The 17,225-nt window shown below is 66.2% G+C and carries 12 protein-coding genes; 3 read left to right on the top strand and 9 right to left on the bottom strand.

What is annotated here, in order from left to right; all coding sequences use genetic code 11:
- Nucleotides 1-106 precede the first annotated feature (106 nt).
- Together PDM29_RS03510 and PDM29_RS03505 are read left to right on the top strand one after the other, a co-directional pair.
- On the top strand, nucleotides 107-1,240 hold the full coding sequence (locus PDM29_RS03510) for an efflux RND transporter periplasmic adaptor subunit (RefSeq protein ID WP_311192507.1): 1,134 nt from the start codon (nucleotides 107-109) through the stop codon (nucleotides 1,238-1,240).
- 4 nt (nucleotides 1,241-1,244) lie between these two features.
- The gene (locus PDM29_RS03505; RefSeq protein ID WP_311192506.1) at nucleotides 1,245-4,403 is read left to right on the top strand and encodes an efflux RND transporter permease subunit; all 3,159 of its coding nucleotides are present in this window, start codon (nucleotides 1,245-1,247) and stop codon (nucleotides 4,401-4,403) included.
- Nucleotides 4,404-4,473: 70 nt separating this feature from the next.
- Here PDM29_RS03505 and leuB read toward each other — a convergent pair whose 3' ends face one another.
- Genes leuB through ilvC form a run of 8 tightly spaced genes read right to left on the bottom strand, consistent with a single transcriptional unit; the run spans nucleotide 4,474 to nucleotide 13,212 of the window.
- Nucleotides 4,474-5,535 carry a 3-isopropylmalate dehydrogenase gene (gene leuB / locus PDM29_RS03500; RefSeq protein ID WP_311192505.1) on the bottom strand — a complete coding sequence of 354 codons (1,062 nt, stop codon included), beginning with the start codon at nucleotides 5,533-5,535 and terminating at the stop codon, nucleotides 4,474-4,476.
- The gene (leuD, locus tag PDM29_RS03495) at nucleotides 5,525-6,103 is read right to left on the bottom strand and encodes a 3-isopropylmalate dehydratase small subunit (protein ID WP_311192504.1); all 579 of its coding nucleotides are present in this window, start codon (nucleotides 6,101-6,103) and stop codon (nucleotides 5,525-5,527) included. The genes leuB and leuD overlap by 11 nt, the downstream gene beginning before the upstream one ends.
- Entirely contained in the window at nucleotides 6,103-7,521 is a 1,419-nt protein-coding gene (leuC, locus tag PDM29_RS03490) for a 3-isopropylmalate dehydratase large subunit (RefSeq protein WP_311192503.1), read from the bottom strand. The genes leuD and leuC overlap by 1 nt, the downstream gene beginning before the upstream one ends.
- Before the next feature lie 41 nt (nucleotides 7,522-7,562).
- Nucleotides 7,563-9,116 (bottom strand): 2-isopropylmalate synthase, encoded by a 1,554-nt coding sequence (locus PDM29_RS03485; RefSeq protein ID WP_425508711.1) that lies wholly within the window; start codon nucleotides 9,114-9,116, stop codon nucleotides 7,563-7,565.
- Nucleotides 9,113-10,234 (bottom strand): threonine dehydratase, encoded by a 1,122-nt coding sequence (locus tag PDM29_RS03480; protein ID WP_311192502.1) that lies wholly within the window; start codon nucleotides 10,232-10,234, stop codon nucleotides 9,113-9,115. Before PDM29_RS03480 ends, PDM29_RS03485 begins: the two co-directional genes overlap by 4 nt.
- Nucleotides 10,224-10,478, bottom strand: coding sequence for an ACT domain-containing protein (locus PDM29_RS03475; protein WP_125360476.1), 255 nt, complete (start codon nucleotides 10,476-10,478; stop codon nucleotides 10,224-10,226). The genes PDM29_RS03480 and PDM29_RS03475 overlap by 11 nt, the downstream gene beginning before the upstream one ends.
- Entirely contained in the window at nucleotides 10,462-12,198 is a 1,737-nt protein-coding gene (ilvG, locus tag PDM29_RS03470) for an acetolactate synthase 2 catalytic subunit (protein ID WP_311192501.1), read from the bottom strand. The genes PDM29_RS03475 and ilvG overlap by 17 nt, the downstream gene beginning before the upstream one ends.
- A gap of 39 nt (nucleotides 12,199-12,237) precedes the next feature.
- A complete protein-coding gene (ilvC, locus tag PDM29_RS03465; RefSeq protein ID WP_311192500.1) occupies nucleotides 12,238-13,212 on the bottom strand; it encodes a ketol-acid reductoisomerase in 975 nt (324 codons plus the stop codon).
- 495 nt (nucleotides 13,213-13,707) lie between these two features.
- Here ilvC and ggt point away from each other — a divergent pair, with 495 nt between their 5' ends.
- On the top strand, nucleotides 13,708-15,426 hold the full coding sequence (gene ggt, locus PDM29_RS03460; protein WP_311192499.1) for a gamma-glutamyltransferase: 1,719 nt from the start codon (nucleotides 13,708-13,710) through the stop codon (nucleotides 15,424-15,426).
- Nucleotides 15,427-15,610: 184 nt separating this feature from the next.
- Here ggt and PDM29_RS03455 read toward each other — a convergent pair whose 3' ends face one another.
- Nucleotides 15,611-17,182 carry a BCCT family transporter gene (locus PDM29_RS03455; protein ID WP_311192498.1) on the bottom strand — a complete coding sequence of 524 codons (1,572 nt, stop codon included), beginning with the start codon at nucleotides 17,180-17,182 and terminating at the stop codon, nucleotides 15,611-15,613.
- Between the last annotated feature and the right edge of the window lie 43 nt (nucleotides 17,183-17,225).

Below are 17,225 nucleotides of genomic sequence, written 5' to 3'. Positions count from 1 at the left end.
TCGGTTCGATATTTATACTATACCGGTCGGTTCAATAATTTCGATGCCGATATAGAGTGTCTCGTCGGTGTCGTCTTCCCCCGGTTTCTTCAAGGTCCAGGACCTCATGAACAACATGCGATGGATGGGCGGTGGGCTGCTGGCGTTGATGCTGGCAGCGTGTGGCAAGCAGGACGCAGAGCCGGCAGCGCCGTTACCGGTGCTGGTGGTGCAGCCGGGCACGGTGGCCGGCCAGGAAGTGGCGGCCTATCCGGGTGAGGTGCATGCGCGCGAGGAAAGCACGCTGTCGTTCCAGGTCGGCGGGCACCTGATCCGCCGCCATGTCGATGCCGGCCAGCGCGTGCGCAAGGGCGATGTGCTGGCCGAACTGGACGTGTCCGACTATGCCGCCCAGGCCAGTGCCAGCCAGGCCCAGCTGGCCGCCGCCGAAGCCGACCTGGTGCGCGCCCGCGACGACCAGAAGCGCTACGCCAAGCTGGCCGAACAGCAGCTTGTCAGTCAGTCCACGCTGGATGCGCAGACCGCGGCGTTCAAGGCCGCGCAGGGCCAGGCCAATGCCGCCCGCGCCAACCTGGCCGTGGCCCGCAACCAGGCGGCGTATGCGCAGTTGCGCGCACCCGCCGACGGCGTGATCGCCAGCCGTCAGGCTGAAGCCGGGCAGGTGGTCAGTGCCGGCCAGACCATCTTCACCCTGGCCGCCGACGGCGGCCGCGAGGTGCTCATCGCGCTGCCGGAAAGCCATATCCGCGACTACAAGGTCGGCCAGGAGGTTCAGGTGGAACTGTGGAACACGCCGGGCCAGCTGCTGCCGGGTTCCATCCGCGAAATTGCACCGGCCGCCGATGCTCAGACCCGCACCTATGCGGCGCGGGTCAGCCTGGCCGAGGAAGCCTTGAAAGATGTGGAGCTGGGCCAGAGCGCACGCGTGTTCGCCGGCGCAGGCCGCAGCGGCATCCTGCAGCTGCCGCTGGGCGCAGTGCTGCGCGGGGCGGACGGCAAGGCCAGCGTGTGGGTGGTCAACCCGGCCAACGGCGCGCTGAAGGCGACCCCGGTGACGGTGGGCGCGTACGGACCGGATGCGGTGCCGGTGCTGAGCGGCGTGTCCGCGCAGGATTGGGTGGTGGCCGCCGGTGGGCATCTGCTGCGTGAAGGCCAGGTGGTGGCTCCGGTGGATCGCCAGAACCGTCCGCTGCTGAACCCGGCGGCGAAGCCGGCACCCGCTGCGGCCAAGGGGAACTGAGCCCGTGCGCCGCTTCAATCTTTCCGAATGGGCGCTGGGCAACCGGCCACTGGTGCTGTTCGCGATGCTCGCCTTCGCCATCATCGGTGCGTGGTCGTACAAGCACCTGGGGCAGTCCGAGGACCCGCCGTTCACCTTCAAGGTGATGGTGGTGCGCACGCAGTGGCCCGGTGCCACCGCCGAACAGGTCTCGCGCCAGGTGACCGAGCCGATCGAGAAGGCCCTGCTCAACACCGGGCAGTACGAGTTCATCCGCTCGTACTCTCGCCCCGGCGAGTCGCAGGTGATCTTCGCGGCCAAGGACAGCCTGCGCTCCAAGGCCATTCCGGACCTGTGGTACCAGGTACGCAAGCGGGTGGGCGACATCAAGCCGACCCTGCCGCGTGAGATTGTCGGGCCGTTCTTCAACGACGAATTTGGCGACACCTTCGGCAACATCTACGCACTGACCGGCGAAGGCTTCGATTACGCGGTGATGCGCGACTACGCCGACCGCATCCAGCTGGAGCTGCAGCGGGTGCCCGATGTGGGCAAGATCGAGCTGGAAGGTCTGCAGGACGAAAAGATCTGGATCGAACTGTCCAACACCAAGTTGGCCACGCTGGGTGTTTCCCTGCAGCAGGTGCAGCAGTCGCTGGCCGACCAGAACGTGATGGCGGCGACCAGCTTCTTTGAAACCCCCACCGACCGCGTGCAGCTGCGCGTGACCGGTCAGTTCCAGAGCGTGGACGACATCCGTCGTTTCCCGATCCAGGCCGGCGAACGCACGATCCACCTGGGCGATATCGCCGAGGTGAAGCGTGGCTTTGCCGACCCGGCGTCGCCGAAGATGCGCTTCATGGGCGAGGACGCCATCGGCATCGCGGTGGCGATGAAGGACGGCGGCGACATCCTCAAGCTTGGGTCCACGCTGGATGCCGAGTTCAAACGCCTGCAGAAGACCCTGCCGGTGGGCATGCAGCTGCGCAAGGTCTCCGACCAGCCGCATGCGGTGGAAGAATCGGTGGGCGAGTTCGTGCAGGTGCTCACCGAGGCCGTGGTGATCGTGCTGCTGGTCAGCTTTTTCTCGCTGGGCCTGCGTACGGGCCTGGTGGTGGGCGTGACCATTCCGCTGGTGCTGGCGATGACCTTCTTCGTCATGCATTACTTCGACATCGGCCTGCACAAGATATCGCTCGGCGCGCTGGTGCTGGCGCTGGGCCTGCTGGTGGACGATGCGATCATCGCGGTGGAGATGATGGCCACCAAGATGGAGCAGGGCTACGACCGCCTGCGCGCCGCCAGCTTCGCCTGGGAATCGACCGCGTTCCCGATGTTGACCGGCACGTTGATCACCGCCGCCGGCTTCCTGCCGATTGCCACCGCGGCGTCGAGCACGGGCGAATACACCCGTTCGCTGTTCCAGGTGGTGACCATCGCGCTGGTGGTGTCGTGGATTGCCGCCGTGCTGTTCATTCCGTACCTCGGCGACAAGATGCTGCCGGACCTGTTCAACCCGCAACCGCCGAGGCCCGACAGCCTGGCCGGGCGCTGGCTGGCGCGCCGTCAGGCGTGGGCGGACCGTCACCCGGCGCTGGGCCGCTTCATCGTGCCCAAGCAGCACGGGCACGACCACGATCCGTACCAGCGGCCGTTCTACACGCGCTTCCGCCGGTTCCTGGACATGTGCCTGCGTCATCGCTGGTGGGTGATTGCGGCGACCGCCGCGCTGTTCGTGTTCTCGCTGTTGATCTTCCGCTTCGTGCCGCAGCAGTTCTTCCCGGATTCGACCCGGCCGGAACTGATGGTGGACATCGAACTGGCCGAGGGCGCATCGCTGCAGGCGACCCAGGCACAGGCGAGCAAGCTGGAGAAGCTGCTGAAAGGCCGCGAGGGCATCCAGAACTATGTGGCCTACGTGGGCACCGGCTCCCCGCGCTTCTACCTGCCGCTGGACCAGCAACTGCCGGCGACCAACTTCTCGCAGTTCGTGGTGCTGACGGAGAACGCGGAAGCACGTGAAGCAACCCGCGACTGGCTGCTGAAAGAGGTCATTCCGCAGTTCCCGGACGTGCAGATGCGCGTGACCCGGCTGGAGAACGGGCCGCCGGTGGGCTACCCGGTGCAGCTGCGTGTTTCCGGCGAACACATCGCGCAGGTGCAGGCGATTGCGCGCAAGGTGGAAGCCAAGGTCCGCGAGAACCCGCACGTGATGAACGTCAACCTGGACTGGAGCGAGCCGAGCAAGGTGGTGCGGCTGGTGATCGACCAGGACCGTGCGCGCGCGCTGGGGGTGACCAGTGCGCAGGTGAGCCAGCTGCTGGGCACGTCGCTGTCGGGCACCAGCGTGAGCACCTACCGTGAGGGCAACCGCCTGATCGAGATGCTGCTGCGCGGGCCGGATAACGAGCGCATCCGGTTGGACATGCTGGGCAGCCTGGCGATTCCCACCCAGAGCGGCACCTCGGTGACGCTGTCACAGGTGGCGCGCCTGGAGTACGTGTTCGAGGACGGCATCATCTGGCACCGCAATCGTCTGCCGACGGTGACGGTGCGCGCGGACATCGGCGATGGCAGCCAGGCGCTGGACGTGGTGCAGCAGATCCTGCCGACGCTGGACGGCATCCGCGCGGAACTGCCGCACGGCTATCTGCTGGAGACGGGCGGCACAGTGGAGGATTCGGCACGCGGCCAGGATTCGATCAAGGCGGGCATGCCGCTGTTCCTGATCGTGGTGGCGACCTTGTTGATGCTGCAGCTGCGCAGCTTCTCGCGGGCGGCGATGGTGCTGGTGACGGCCCCGTTGGGGATCATCGGGGCAACCCTGTTCCTGCTGCTGTTCCGCGCACCATTCGGGTTCGTGGCGTTGCTGGGCACGATCGCGCTGGCGGGCATGATCATGCGCAACTCGGTGATCCTGATCGACCAGATCCAGCAGGATATCGATGCGGGGCATGACCGCTGGCACGCGATCATCGACGCCACGGTGCGCCGCTTCCGCCCGATCGTGCTGACCGCGCTGGCGGCGGTGCTGGCGATGATTCCGCTGTCGCGCAGCGCGTTCTACGGCTCGATGGCGATCTCGATCATGGGCGGCCTGATCGTCGGCACCGTGCTGACCCTGGTGTTCCTGCCAGCGCTGTACGCGGCCTGGTTCCGGGTGAAACCCAGCGAGGCGGAATGATGACGCGCCCAGGTCACGACCAACGGTCGTGACCTACCGGTAGGTACCGACCGTTGGTCGGTACCTCATGTCATCCCAATCGCGCCAACACGGCCTCGGTCGCCTGCGCAGTACTCACGGCCTGGCCCTTCGCAGCCAGATCCGCGGTAAACACCCCATCATCCAACGCCGCATGCACCGCGGCCTCAACCGCGGCCGCCTCTGCCTCCAACCCCAACGAATGCCGCAACAACATCGCGGCACTGAAAATGGTGGCGTACGGATTGGCAATGCCCTTGCCGGCGATATCCGGCGCAGACCCGTGAATCGGCTCGTAAATGCCCACGGCACCCGGCGCACCCAGCGACGCCGACGGCAACAACCCCAACGACCCGGCCAGCATCGAGGCCTCGTCGGTCAGAATGTCGCCGAACATGTTTTCGGTCACGATCACGTCGTACTCGCGCGGCTTGGCCAGCAGGTGCATGGCCATCGAATCCACCAGCTGGTGCTCCAGCGCAACATCCGGGAATTCTTCGCGGCCGATCCGCGCGGCGACATCGCGCCACAGGCGCGAGGTTTCCAGCACATTGGCCTTGTCCACCGAGGTGACCTTGCCGCGGCGCTGGCGGGCGAGGGTGAAGGCGCTGCGCAGCACGCGTTCGATCTCGGTGACGGTGTAACGGCACAGGTCGCTGGCGCTGTCGGCGTCGCGGGTCTTGTCGCCGAAATAGATGCCGCCGGTGAGTTCGCGCACTACCACGAAGTCCACGCCTTTGAGCAGCTCGGCCTTGATCGGAGAGGCACCGAGGGCGGCCTCATGGGTGCGCACCGGGCGCAGGTTGGCGTACAGGCCCAGCGCCTTGCGGATGGCCAGCAGGCCCTGCTCCGGACGCACCTTTGCATTCGGGTCCGACCACTTTGGTCCGCCGACCGCGCCGAGCAGCACGGCCTGGGCGGACTGGCAGGCGGCCAGGGTGCTGGCCGGCAGTGGCTCACCGTGACGGTCGATGGCAATGCCGCCGATGTCGTGCTCGCTGAAGGTGAAGCTGTGGTTGAAGCGCTCGGCAATGGACTTCAGAACGGCAACAGCGGCGGCGGCAACTTCCGGGCCGATGCCATCACCGGGCAGTACAACAATCTCAGCGTGCATGCTCACTCTCGTAACGTTCGATTTCAGGGACACGGCCCAACAGATACCCCAACTGGTCCACGCCTTCCAGCAGGCAGGTCTGCGAGAAGCCGTCCAGCGGGAAAGAGAAGACCCGGCCATCGGGGGTGCGCAGTTCGCGCGCGGCCACATCGATCGTCAGCTCGTCGTCGGGGCGTTGCATCAGCGACTGTACATCGGCTTCGGCGAGCACGATCGGCAGCAGACCATTCTTCAGCGAATTGCCGCGGAAGATGTCGGCGATCTCGCTGCTGACAATGGCGCGCAGACCGAGGTCGGTCAGCGCCCACGGCGCGTGCTCGCGCGAGGAGCCGCAGCCGAAGTTGCGCCCGGCCAGCAGGATGCTGCGGCCGGCATTGTGCGGCTGGTTGAACGGGAAGTCGGCGACCGGGCTGCCGTCGGCCTGCCAGCGCCAGTCATTGAAGGCATTGCGGCCGAGGCCGGCGCGTTCGGTGGTGGACAGGAACCGCGCCGGAATGATCTGGTCGGTGTCGATGTTGGTCTGGCGCAGCACCACGCTGGCCGAGGTCAGGGTACGGAAGCCGCTCATTACGCGACCTCCTGCGCGAACAGCTCGCGGGTATCGGCGACCTTGCCGTTCACAGCGGCCCAGGCGGCGGTCATCGGCGAGGCCAGCAGGGTGCGCGAACCGGGGCCCTGGCGACCTTCGAAGTTGCGGTTGCTGGTGCTCACCGCCAGCTGGCCGGGGGCGACCAGGTCGCCGTTCATGGCAATGCACATCGAGCAGCCGGGTTCGCGCCATTCCGCGCCAGCCTCGCGCACGATCACGTCGATGCCTTCGGCTTCGGCCTCGCGCTTGACGATCTCCGAGCCGGGCACCACCAGCATGCGCACGCCGCTGGCGACATGGCGACCGCGCAACACCTCTGCCACTTCACGCATGTCGCTCAGGCGGCCGTTGGTGCAGGAGCCGACGAAGACCACGTCGACCGGCGTGCCGGCGAGGGTCTGGCCGGCATGGAACTGCATGTAGTCCAGGCCCTTCTGGTCAGCCGCGTCGTTGGCGGCCGGGATCGGCCGGTCCACCGCCAGCGCGGTGCCGGGGTGGGTGCCCCAGGTCAAGGTGGGGCGGATGTCGGCGGCACTGATCTGCACTTCGCTGTCGAAGCGGGCGCCGACATCGCTGCGCAGCTGCGACCAGGCGGCCACGGCGGCGTCGAATTCGGCACCCTTCGGTCCACGCGGAGTGGCGGCGACCCAGTCGAAGGTGACCTGGTCGGGCGCGACCATGCCGGCGCGTGCGCCGGCCTCGATCGACATATTGCAAAGGGTCATGCGCTGTTCCATGTCCATCGCCTCGATGGTGCTGCCACGGAACTCCAGTACGTGACCGGTGCCACCGTTGACGCCGATCACGCCGATGATGTGCAGCACCACGTCCTTGGCTCCTACGCCGCGCGGCAGCGGGCCGTCCACGGTGATGGCCATGGTTTTCGCTTTCCGCTGCAGCAGGCACTGGGTGGCCAGCACATGGCCGACTTCACTGGTGCCGATGCCGAACGCCAATGAGCCGAATGCGCCGTGGGTGGAGGTGTGGCTGTCGCCGCAGACAATGGTCATGCCCGGCTGGGTGAAGCCCTGTTCCGGAGCGATCACATGCACGATGCCGCGGTTGGCCGACTGCATGTCGAACAGCTCGATGCCGTACTCGGCGCAGTTGCGCGCCAGGGTTTCCACCTGCGCCTCGGAGGCAGCGCTGGCGTACGGCAGGCTGCCGTCGCTGCGGGCCGGCAGGGTCGGGGTGGAGTGATCCATGGTGGCCTTGGTACGGTCCGGGCGACGCGGCGAGAGACCGCGCTCGCGCAGCTCGGTGAAGGCCTGCGGCGAGGTCACTTCATGGATCAGGTGCAGGTCGATGTACAGCACGGCGGGCGCGCTGTCCGATTCGGGTACGACCACGTGGGCGTCCCACAGTTTGTCGTACAGGGTGCGGGGTGCTGGGTTCATGGGCTCGTTCATCTGGAGCGTGGCCTTGCAGAAATTGGGGGTCAGGCAACAGCGGTGGCGGCGGGCTGTTCGGCCGTGGCCTGGCGCTGACGCAGCAGGCGGTTGGCCACGTCCAGCCAGGCCAGTGCCGAGGCCTCGATGATGTCACGGCTGGTGCCGGTGCCTTCGTACTCCACACCCTCATGGCGCACGCTCAGGTTGGCTTCGCCGCGCGCATCGGCGCCGATGCCCACGCTGTGCACGTGGTAGCTGTCCAGGTGCAGCTGCACGCCGGTCGCCGCCGACAGCGCCCCGAACAGCGCATCCACCGGGCCGTCGCCCTGCGCGGTTTCGGCCACGCGGTTTCCATCCGGGTCGGACAGTTCGACCAGCGCGTTGGCGCGGCTGCCGACATCGCTGATGGTCATCGAGGCCAGGCGGTAGCCGTTCTGGGTGCTGCTGCCCTGCATCAGCGCCTGCAGGTCGGCATCGGTCACCACCCGCTGCTGCTCGCACAGCGCCTTGAACTGCTCGAACACCAGCTTCAGCTCTTCCTCTTCCAGCCAGAAGCCCAGTGCACGCAGGCGGGCTTCCACGGCGGCGCGACCACTGTGTCGGCCCAGCACCATCTGCGAGTTCTCCCAGCCCACGTCTTCCGGACGCATGATCTCGTAGGTGCCACGGTGGCGCAGCATGCCGTGCTGGTGGATGCCGGATTCGTGCGCAAATGCGTTGGCACCCACAATCGCCTTGTTGCGTTGCACCGGCATCCCGACCAGACGCTGCAGCAGCTGCGAGGTGGACACGATGCGCGGGGTGTTGATGCGGGTGTCTTCTTCGTAGAAGGCGTTGCGGACCTTCAGCACCATCGCCAGCTCTTCCAGCGAGCAGTTGCCGGCGCGCTCGCCGATGCCATTGATGGTGCATTCCACCTGGCGGGCACCGCCTTCGATGGCGGCCAGCGAATTCGCCACGGCCAGGCCCAGGTCATTGTGACAGTGCGCGCTGAAGATGATGCGGTCGCTGTCCGGCACGCCGGCGATCACCCGCTGGAACATGCCGCGGATCTCTTCCGGGGTGGTGAAGCCGACCGTATCCGGCAGGTTGATGGTGGTGGCACCGGCGGCGGCGGCCACGCGAGCGACCTCGATCAGGAAGTCTTCTTCGGTGCGGGTCGCGTCTTCGGCGGAAAACTCGACATCGTCCACATAGCTGCGGGCCAGGCTGACGTGGCGGTGTACCGACTCCAGCACCTGCTCGCGGGTCATGCGCAGCTTGTGCTCGCGGTGCAGCGGGCTGGTCGACAGAAATACGTGCAGGCGCGCATTGGCGGCTGCTTCCAGCGCCTTGGCCGAGGTTTCGATGTCGGCCTGCAGGCAGCGCGACAGCACCGCCAGGGTCGGGCGACGCACTTCGCGGCCGATCAGTGCCATCGCGTCACGGTCGGACTGCGAGCTGGCCGGGAAGCCGGTTTCAATGACGTCCACGCCCAGTTCGTCCAGGGCGCGGGCCATCACCAGCTTCTGCTGCGGGCTCATGCTGCAGCCGGGCGATTGCTCGCCGTCGCGCAGGGTGGTGTCAAAAATTCGAATGCGGGGGGAGTTGGGCGTAGTCACCAGGAAGTCTCCTCGACGGGGGTGCCGGAATGGGTAGGAAGGGAAGAAGAAGGGGTGGGGGTCGGTAGCGCCGGCCGTTGGCCGGCCAACACGGTCTCGCGGTCCGACCCCGTCGATAGTCGGGGGCGCTCGGCGCTGCGCCGTCGCGGCTTGCGCGGCGCGCGCGGGCGCACGTCGCAAAGCAGTTGTGCGAGCACAGCTGCATCAATGTTGCCGCCGGACACCACCGCGCACTTGCGCTTGCCGGCCACGCGGCGGCCGGCGGCCAGCGCCAACGCACCGGCACCTTCGGCAATGACATGCTCTTCCAGTGCCAACCGCACCAGGGTTTCGCGCAGCTCGGCCTCGCGCACTATCACCACGTCATCCAGCAGCGCGCTGCACAGACGACGGGTCAGGAAACCAGGAATCTTTACTTTCACGCCGTCAGCCAGGGTGGCCACGGGGGCAATCTCGCGCACGTCGCCCCGGATGGCACGGGCCATGGAGTCCACGCCTTCGACCTGGGCCCCGACAATGCGCACGCCCTGGGATTTCAGCGCCAGTGCCACGCCCGAGGCCAGGCCACCGCCGCCAATCGGCACGATCACCACATCCGGCGCATGCGCGGCCAGTTCGATGCCCAGCGTGCCCTGGCCGGCGATCACGTCGGCATCGTCAAACGCAGACAGGAAGCGGTAGTCGTTCTGTTCGGCCAGCTGCCGGGCAAAGGCATACGCTTCGTCATAGCTGTTGCCATGCTGGCGGACCGTAGCCCCCCAGTGCGCAACGCCTGCGATCTTGGTCGCCGGCGCGCCATGCGGCATCACCGTGATCGCCGGAATATTCAGGCGATAGGCCGACCACGCCACGCCCTGCGCATGATTGCCGGCCGAGGCGCAGATCACCGGCCGCTCGTCGCCGCGCTCGCGCCCGGCCAGCAGCGCGTTCAACGCACCGCGCACCTTGTAGGAACCGGTGCGCTGCAGGTTCTCCAGCTTCAGCCAGGTACCAAACCGCTCGGCATAATGCAGCGGCGTAGGCGGCAGGAATCGACGCAGCCGCGCCTGCGCGGCCAGCACATCGGCGACGCTTACGTCGCCTACATCCGGTTCCTGCGGGGCGCGGCTAGCCCGCATTGCTCTCCCCCAGCGCACTGATCCGCACCGAAACACAGTCGTAGATCTTCTCGATCTGGCGGCACAGCGTTTCCGGCGGACGGCTGCCGTCCACCACCAGCTGCAGGTGCCAGCGGCCATCGTCGGCGGCATTGGGCGCGCCAGCGATCGCGCGCGGCGCAAAGCCGCGGCGTTCGGCCATGCCGATCACGCGCAGCAGCGCGCCCTCGGCGGGAACCAGCACCAGGTCAAGCCGGTATTGCATTGGGAATCTCCTGGGTCTGGTGAGCAGGGTTGCTGTCCAGCATGGTGCTGTTGGCATTGTTCGGCGGAACCAGCGGCCAGACATTGGCGCGGGCATCAATGGCCACGTGCAGCAGGGCCGGGCCCGGCTCGGCCAGCAGTGCGGCCAGGCCACCTTCGACGTCGTCGCGCGCTTCGATGCGGGTGGCCGGAATACCGAATACCTTGGCCAGCGCTGCGAAGTCGGGGTTGTCGGACAGGTCGATCTCGCTGTAACGCTCAGCGAAGAACAGTTCCTGCCACTGCCGCACCATGCCCAGCGAACTGTTGTCCAGCAGCACGATCTTCACCGGCAGCCGGCAGCGCGCAATGGTGGCCAGCTCCTGCACGTTCATCATGAAGCTGCCATCACCGGACACCAGCACCACGGTGCGGTCGGGGCAGGCGAACTGTGCCCCCATCGCCGCCGGCAGACCGAAGCCCATGGTGCCCAGCGCACCACTGGTCAGGTGATTGCGCGGGTGATTGAAACGACAGTGCTGGGCCACCCACATCTGATGCTGGCCGACATCGCAGGCGATGATCGCGTTGGCCGGTGCCACTTCGCTCAGGCGCTTCAGCAGGGCCGGGGCGTAGATATGGTTGCCCGGTGCATCGTAGCGGGCGGCGAAGCGTTCGCGGTTGCCCGCGCAGCGCTTGCGCCACGCCTGCTGGCTGGTCGGTGTGCTTTCCACGCCGGCGGTCAGCGTGCGCAGGGCGGTGCCGACATTGCCCGGGACGGCGACGTCAGCGCTGCGTAACTTGGAAATCTCATACGCGTCGGCGTCGATGTGGATCACGCGTGCGAACGGTGCGAACTCGGCCAGCTTGCCGGTGGCGCGATCGTCGAAGCGCGCACCGACCACGACCAGCAGGTCGCTTTCCTGCACCGCCATGTTGGCGGCGCGGGTGCCGTGCATGCCCAGCATGCCCAGGTAATGCGGATGCTGCGCCGGCAGCGCGCCCAGGCCGCGCAGGGTCAGCACGGTGGGAATGGCAGTGGTGTCGACGAAGGTGCGGAAGTCCTCGACCGCATCCCCCAGGGCGATGCCGCCGCCGCCATAGATCACCGGCTTCTCGGCCGCGGCAATGGCGGCCAACGCCTCGGCCAGGGCCTCGTTGCGCGGCGCTGCCGGCGGGTTCACCGTTTCGGGAACATGCACCGGCAGGTGGCTGGCATCGGCCACCTGCACGTCCTTGGGCAGATCGATCAGCACCGGGCCGGGACGGCCTTCGCGGGCAATGCGGAAAGCTTCGCGGACCACGCGCGGCAGGTCATCGACCGAGCGCACCAGCCAGCTGTGTTTGACGATCGGCAGGGTCAGGCCGAACACGTCCAGTTCCTGGAACGCGTCGGTGCCCAGCAGCGGGGTGGCGACCTGACCGGTGATGCAGACCATCGGCACCGAGTCGAGCATGGCGTCGGCAATGCCGGTAACCAGGTTGGACGCACCCGGGCCGGAGGTGGCCACGCACACGCCGACCTTGCCGCTGGCGCGGGCGTAGCCGTTGGCGGCCAGCGCCGCGCCCTGCTCATGGCGGACCAGAATGTGCTTGAGCCTGGAATCCACCAGGGCGTCGTAGAAGGGCATGATGGTGCCGCCCGGATAGCCGAACAGCGTGTCCACGCCTTCGGCTTCCAGGGCCTGCGTCAACCAGCGTGCGCCGTTGCGGGGCGCGCTGCTGTGTGCGGAGGTGTTCATGCGGGGAACCTTTCTGAAGCGGTGGGGGAAGCCGCGCGGTTACGCGGCTTGACTTTGCAACCAGACCATCTTGGCGCGCAGTTCCTTGCCTACCTTTTCAATCGGGTGTTCCAGATCGGCCTGCTTGAACTTGTTGTAGTTCGGCAGGCCCGCTTCGTACTCGGCGACCCAGTTCTTGGTGAAGGTACCGTCCTGGATGTCGGCCAGCACCGCCTTCATGCGCTCCTTGGTACCGGCATCGATCACCCGCGGGCCGCTCACGTAATCGCCGTACTGCGCGGTTTCGGAGATGAATTCCAGCATGCGGGTGATGCCGCCTTCGTAGAACAGGTCGACGATCAGCTTCAGTTCGTGCAGCACTTCGTAATAGGCGATTTCCGGCTGGTACCCGGCTTCCACCAGGGTTTCAAAGCCGGCCTGGACCAGCGCCGAGGCACCGCCGCACAGCACGGCCTGCTCGCCGAACAGATCGGTTTCGGTTTCTTCCTTGAAGGTGGTCTGGATCAGGTTGGCGCGTGCGCCGCCCAGGCCCGCCGCATAGGCCAGCGCATACTCGGCGGCCTTGCCGCTCTTGTCCTGGTACACCGCCCAGATGCACGGCACACCACGGCCGATCTCGTACTCGCGGCGCACCAGCGCGCCCGGGCCCTTGGGCGCAACCAGCACCACGTCCAGGTCTTCGCGCGGGGCGATCATGTTGAAGTGCACGTTCAAGCCGTGCGCGAACAGCAGCACTGCGCCCTGTTTCATGTTCGGGGCCAGCACCTCTTCGTAGAGCTTCTTCTGCACCATGTCCGGGGTCAGCACGGCAACCAGGTCGGCGTCCTTCACGGCCTCGGCCGGGGCCTTCACGGTAAAGCCGTCGGCCTGCGCCTTGACCTCGGTCGGACCGCCCGGACGCAGGCCAATCACCACGTCGAAGCCGGATTCACGCAGGTTCAGTGCGTGGGCGCGGCCCTGGCTGCCGTAGCCGACTACAGCGATCTTGATCTGGGGCAGGTCGTTGGTGCTCATCGGGGTGGTCCTTTGGGAGGGGGAAACAAAAACGAAGGGTTCTGAAACGAAAAAACCCGCGCCGGGACCGGTGCGGGTTTTGATGGATTGCTGGCAGTACTGCTTACACGCCGATCCGTCCCGCACCTGTGGGCTGGGTAATAAGTACGAGTACAAGGAGCGAACGGATCGAGGCCGCGCCAGGGCTGGCGTGCTCGATGGATTCGCGGATGGGCGTGTGGCGTCGCAACATGTGATCGAGAAAACCACAGCGGTTTTGGCGGTGTCAACCGTGGTGACGCAATTTCCAACAGTTTCGCCTGTATCCAGCGCAAACCCTTGTTGCGTAACGATGGTTGCGGGTGAAAGTGTTCCGGTGAATGCAGATTCAAGTATTGAAGGTGGGTTTCCGCGCGGATTTGGACGCATCGCGCGTTTCGTACATGACCATTGTCGGATGTGCGTACGGGCACGCTGCGGCGACTATTCAGGGGCAACCACCCTCAGGAATCTCTTGTGTCCCGACCTCTTGCCCGCGGCCTGTTGGCCGCTGCCCTGCTGTGCGCCCTGCCCACGTTGTCTACTGCCGCTGACCGCGTCACCGGCCGCGACTTCGCCACCCGTTCCGAAGTGATCGCCCCACATGCGATGGCCGCGACCTCGCAGCCCTTGGCGACCCAGATCGCGCTGGACGTGATGAAGGGCGGTGGCTCGGCCATGGACGCCGCCATTGCCGCCAATGCGGCGCTGGGGCTGATGGAGCCGACCGGCAATGGTATCGGCGGTGACCTGTTTGCGATCGTCTGGGACCCGAAGACGCAGAAGCTGTACGGCTACAACGGCTCGGGCCGCTCGCCGAAGTCGCTGACCTTGGCTGAGTTCCAGCGCCGTGGCCTGAAGGAGATTCCGGCGACCGGTCCGCTGCCGGTGTCGGTGCCGGGTGCGGTGGATGGCTGGTTCGCGCTGCACGAGCGCTTTGGCCGCAAGCCGATGGCCGAGAATCTCGCGCCGGCGATCCGCTACGCGCGCGAAGGCCATCCGGTGGCGGAAGTCATCGCCTATTACTGGGATCGCTCCGTGCCGCGCCTGTCGAAGTACCCGGGATTCGGCGAGCAGTTCACGATCAACGGGCATGCCCCGCGCAAGGGCGAGCTGTGGAAGAACCCGAACCTGGCCAACACGCTGGAGCAGATTGCCCAGGGCGGTCGCGACGCGTTCTACAAGGGGGATATCGCCCGCACCATCGGCAGCTACTTCAAGGCCAATGGTGGTTACCTGAGCTACGACGACATGGCCAGCCACCATGGCGAGTGGGTGGAGCCGGTCAGCAGCAATTACCGCGGCTACGACGTGTGGGAGCTGCCGCCGAACAGCCAGGGCATTGCCGCGCTGCAGATCCTCAATGTGCTGGAAGGCTACGATTTCTCGAAGATCGCCTTCGGCTCGCCTGAACATGTGCATCTGTTCACCGAGGCGAAGAAGCTGGCGTTTGCCGACCGCGCGCGCTTCTACACCGACCCGGCCTTCCACCCGGCGCCGGTGGCCAAGCTGGTGTCGAAAGAATATGCGGCCGAGCGTCGCAAGCTGATCTCGATGGACAAGGCGCTGAAGGAAGTGCAGCCGGGCACGCCGAAGCAGTTGCAGGAAGGTGACACCATCTACATGACGGTGGCCGACGCGGACGGCATGATGGTGTCGCTGATCCAGTCGAACTATCGCGGCATGGGCAGCGGCATGGCTCCGCCGGGGCTGGGCTTCATCCTGCAGGACCGCGGCGAGATGTTCGTGCTTCAGAAGGATCATCCGAACGGTTATGCACCGGGCAAACGTCCGTTCCAGACCATCATTCCGGGCTTCGTGACCAAGGATGGCAAGCCGTGGATGAGTTTCGGCGTGATGGGCGGTGCAATGCAGCCGCAGGGTCACGCGCAGATCGTGATGAACATGGTCGACTTCGGCATGAACCTGCAGGAAGCGGGTGACGCACCGCGCATCCAGCACGAAGGTTCCACCGAGCCGACCGGCCAGGCGACGGCAATGAGCGATGGCGGCGAGATCAACCTGGAAACCGGCTTCCCGTATGAAACCGTGCGCGCACTGATGCGCAAGGGCCACAAGGTCACCTTCGCCGACGGCCCGTACGGCGGCTACCAGGCCATCCTGCGCGACCCGGAAACCGGCGTGTACTACGGCGCGTCCGAAAGCCGCAAGGACGGTCAGGCTGCGGGGTACTGATCGACAGCGCGTACAGCAGCGTCTCGAATGCTACGTGCGGGAAGGGGCCGGATGCCCTCGCTCCGGGACACGCCGCAAGTACGTCCATGTAGGCTACTCCACGGCATCCATGCCGTGGAGTGTCCCTCCGGAGGACATCCGGCCCCTTCCCCGATGGATCGCGTGATGCGGACCCAAAAAACCCTCACGAATCCGCCCGCGCCGCCTCATCCCTCGTCTCTTCCTGCGCGGCAATCTCCCGCTCGATCCACGCATCCATCATCCGCCGTGCACGCTGCGCCCGGCGCCGCTGCAGGTTGTATTCCATATCCAACACGCGATACAGCGACACCATCACCAGCAGCATCAGGATTGCAAAGGGCAGGGCGCTGATGGTGATCATCCCCTGCAATGCATCCAGTCCACCTGCCAACAGAAGTGCGCCGGCAATCAGCGCGATGCACACACCCCAGGTCACCTTGCGCGACAACGGCGGGTCACCCGCCTCATCCGTGGACAACGTCGCCAGCACCAGCACCGCCGAGTCGGCCGACGTCACAAAGAAAATCATCAGTAGGATCAGCGCCACCACCGAGAGCACCGCGGGCATCGGCAGGCTGTCGAACATGGTGAACAACACGGTTTCATAGCCGTTGCTCAACGCCTGCGCCAGATCTACATGGCCGAATATCTGCGACCACAGTGCGGTGCCGCCGAACACCGAGAACCACAGGAAACCCAGAATGCTCGGCGCGATCACCACGCCCAGTACGAACTCGCGGATGCTGCGACCGAGCGACACGCGCGCGATGAACGATCCCACGAACGGAGCCCAGGCGATCCACCAGGCCCAGTAGAAGATGGTCCAGTCCGCCACCCAGGTGCTGCCGGAGAACGGCGACATGCGCAGGCTCATGGTCACCAGCTGGTTCAGATAGGAACCCACCGTGGTGGTGAAGGTATCGAAGATGAAACCGGTGGGCCCCAACACCAGCACCAGTGCCAGCAGTAGTGCCGCCAGCCCCAGGTTGATGTTGGACAGCCACTTGATGCCACGATGCACGCCGGTGGTGGTGGACGCCATGTACAGCACGAACGCCACCGCGATCACGGTCAACTGCACGGCGGGTGAGGCCTGGATGCCGAAGACGCGCTCCAGCCCGGCGGCGATCTGCACGGTGCCGAAGCCCAGCGTGGTGGCCACGCCAATCGCCGTTGCCACCACCGCCGCCACATCGACCACGGTGCCGATCCAGCCACGATGGTGTGCGCCTATCAGCGGCTGCAGCAGATCGCTGATGCGGCCGCGGCCATTACGGTTGAACTGGAACCACGCCATCGCCAGCCCGATCAGCGCATAGATTGCCCACGGATGCAGACCCCAGTGGAAGAACGCGTAGCGCATCGAGGCGCGCGCCGATTCCATGCTCTGCGGCGGCAAGCCCTCGGGCGGTTTGACGAAATGTGAGATCGGCTCGGCCGCACCCCAGAACACCAGGCCGATACCCATGCCGGCGGCAAACAGCATCGACATCCAGCTGGCGTTGGAGAACTCGGGTTCGGCATCCTCACCGCCAATGCGCAGCGAGCCGAGCCGTCCGAACGCCAGATACATGAGGAAGGACAGGGTGATGAACACGATCAGCAGATACAGCCAGCCGGCGCTCTTGATGATCTGCGCGACGCCGCCCTGCACCACGTCGTTGAAAGGACCGGGCAGGAGGCCGGCGAGCAGGACGAGGGCAAGCACCAGGGCGATGGAGATGCGGAACACCATGGCGGAATCTCCGTACAGAAGGCGAGCCGCCGTGTCCGGGCGG

Origin of the sequence: Stenotrophomonas oahuensis (assembly GCF_031834595.1) — a bacterium.
In the GTDB taxonomy this organism is placed as follows: Bacteria; Pseudomonadota; Gammaproteobacteria; order Xanthomonadales; family Xanthomonadaceae; genus Stenotrophomonas; species Stenotrophomonas oahuensis.
Note: the sequence above shows the minus strand (reverse complement) of the source record. Positions and strands in the feature narration are given on the sequence as shown.